Below are 2,422 nucleotides of genomic sequence, written 5' to 3'. Positions count from 1 at the left end.
AAGTAAGTGTTGTCCTACTCTTGTATGAAAGAAATATACGATGAACTGAGGATCAATCTCTTTTTTGAATCTTACCCTAAACTGACTCTGAGAAATTACATATCTTTCATATTTCGAATCTTCAGGAATGTAAATAATCTGCCCTAAAGTACCTCTATGCGTAATAACAACATCCCCTTTAAAAGCATTGGCTCTTCCTAAAGAATCTGCTTTTTCATGCGTAACGTAATTAAAAGTTACTTCGTTAAGTCTAAATCCCTGTAAATTTGAACCATTTAAAACAGGAACTCCCTTATCAACGAAGCATTCTACTTTTATGTTTGAACCAAACGGTCCCATGGCAATCTCTTCAATCAAATCACCTAAACGGCATTCTTTCCACTTAACCATAATCAAAGTAATTTATTTAGGTAATCAACTTCTGATTGTAGCGTGCGCTTTTTCTCTTCTAACGAATTGATTGGTCCCCGGCCTGAGTAATTTGCTCCAAATTGACGAAAAAGACGGTTGTCAATTTCATTTATCTGATGCTCTTTCTTCTCAATCTGCTTGAAAAGGCTTCGTTTGCCATCTTTCCTAGTGAGGATTGCGACGATTAAAGATGCCACACCTGTTACTGCAGCAATTATCGAACATACTAAAACAACGATATCAACTAAATCCATATTATCAGAGTTTTATGTCTATAGAGGCAAGTTGTTTGCGGATTTCGGTTTCTTGCTCGGCGGATTTGGCGAAGAGATCGCGGAGTTCGGTGGTGAGGCGCGCCACTTTTTCTTCGAAGGGTTCGCCGTCATCTTCAACTTCAGCTACACCGACATACCGGCCGGGAGTCAGAACGAATCCCTCTTTTTCAATGTCGGCAGTAGTGGCAACAGCGGCAAACCCTTTCTCGGCAACATCTTCGCCGCGACGAAAGGCCTCGAATGTATCGGCTATCTTCTTAATGTCGGTTGCGGGGTCGAGTTCGCGGTGGGTGCGGTCTTTCATATAGCCCATGTTGCGGGCATCGATGAAAAGAGTCTTACCGGGTTGTGATTTCTTCTTAGTCAGGAACCACAGGCAGCAAGGTATCTGCACGTTATAGAACAACTGGCTCGGCATGGCGATGATGCCTTCAACCAAGTCGGCATTAATGATGTTCTTGCGTATCTCACCCTCTCCACCTTGTTCAGAGGAAAGAGAACCATTGGCAAGCACAAGTCCGATGCGTCCGGTGTCAGCAAGATGATAGAGCATGTGTTGCATCCATGCGAAGTTGGCGTTCCCCTCCGGCGGCATACCGTACACCCATCGCGGGTCATCTTTAAGTTGGTCGCCTCCCCATTTTGAAATATTGAACGGCGGGTTAGCCATCACGAAGTCGGCTTTTAGGAATGGATGCTTGTCATCGTGGAATGAATCTGCATAGGAACTGCCGAAGTTAGCCTCGATACCACGGATGGCAAGGTTCATCTGTGCTAACCGCCAAGTATTGGAGTTCAGTTCCTGACCATAGACTGAGATTTGATTTACGTTACCCTGATGGCGCTCAATAAATTTGGATGACTGCACGAACATACCGCCGGAGCCACACGCAGGGTCAAAGATTTTGCCCTTATATGGCTGAATCACTTCGACAATAGTGCGGACCACACACTCCGGTGTGTAGAACTCGCCACCTTTTTTACCTTCCTCGCGGGCAAACTCACCGAGGAAGTATTCATAAACTCGCCCGAGCACATCGCGCGCTTCACCACCGGTAAAATGCAAGTTATTTTCAAAAATGTCAACCACGTTGCCGAGACGTCGCTTGTCGAGCTCCGGGCGGGCGTAATTCTTGGGCAGAATACCTTTAAGCTGTTTGTTTTCACGCTCAAGGGCCTCCATCGCCTTATCAACTGTCACACCAATCTCGGCAGTAAGCGAATCCTTGACTATTTTATCCCAACGGGCATCAGTGGGAACAAAGAATATGCCGTCGCCAATGTATTCGTCAGCATCCTCTTCAAAGCCCTCTCCCTCGGCAACAAGCTCATCGTATTTAGTCTTAAAACAGTCATTTATATATTTGAGGAATACCAACCCAAGCACCACCGACTTATATTCGGCAGCATCAAGATTACCACGCAGCTCATTTGCAGAATCCCAAAGAATCTGCTCAATAGTCTTGGTCGTTTCCTTAGCCTTTGCTTTCCTTGCCATAACAGTCAGATAGATTCAACGAAATTTTTATCAAGCAATTCGTCCAATTCAACTTCAAGTAATTTAGCAATCTTTACCAATAAAGCTATATCCGGTTGCGAAGAATTAGTACACCATTTGGAAACAGTAGAAGGGTTAATGCCCAATTCTGTTGCCAGCCATTTATTAGTCTTTTGTTTTTCTGCCAAAACTACTTTTATTCTATTTATCCTTTCAATCATAACATAAATTCTTTGAT

General features: G+C 44.0%; 4 protein-coding genes. All 4 read right to left on the bottom strand.

Annotation, left to right across the window (positions count from 1 at the left end; genetic code table 11):
* Positions 1-390, bottom strand: a 390-nt coding sequence (locus K2G43_RS04195; protein WP_300153100.1) for a restriction endonuclease subunit S, incomplete at its 3' end; no start/stop codon positions are given.
* Between the two features lie 2 nt (positions 391-392).
* Positions 393-665 carry a hypothetical protein gene (locus tag K2G43_RS04190; protein ID WP_300153098.1) on the bottom strand — a complete coding sequence of 91 codons (273 nt, stop codon included), beginning with the start codon at positions 663-665 and terminating at the stop codon, positions 393-395.
* Positions 666-669: 4 nt separating this feature from the next.
* Entirely contained in the window at positions 670-2,184 is a 1,515-nt protein-coding gene (locus K2G43_RS04185; RefSeq protein WP_300153096.1) for a class I SAM-dependent DNA methyltransferase, read from the bottom strand.
* 5 nt (positions 2,185-2,189) lie between these two features.
* Positions 2,190-2,405, bottom strand: coding sequence for a helix-turn-helix transcriptional regulator (locus tag K2G43_RS04180; protein ID WP_300153102.1), 216 nt, complete (start codon positions 2,403-2,405; stop codon positions 2,190-2,192).
* Positions 2,406-2,422: the final 17 nt, after the last annotated feature.

This window comes from Bacteroides sp. (assembly GCF_029057325.1).
Taxonomy (GTDB): Bacteria; Bacteroidota; Bacteroidia; order Bacteroidales; family Bacteroidaceae; genus Bacteroides.
The sequence above is the reverse complement of the archived record's forward strand: the minus strand, read 5'-3'. Positions and strand labels throughout refer to the sequence as shown.

Coding starts and splice junctions, on each gene's coding strand:
- K2G43_RS04190 (WP_300153098.1), bottom strand. CDS start 665: ATGGATTTAGTTGATATCGTTGTTTTAGTATGTTCGATAATTGCTGCA.
- K2G43_RS04180 (WP_300153102.1), bottom strand. CDS start 2,405: ATGATTGAAAGGATAAATAGAATAAAAGTAGTTTTGGCAGAAAAACAA.
- K2G43_RS04185 (WP_300153096.1), bottom strand. CDS start 2,184: ATGGCAAGGAAAGCAAAGGCTAAGGAAACGACCAAGACTATTGAGCAG.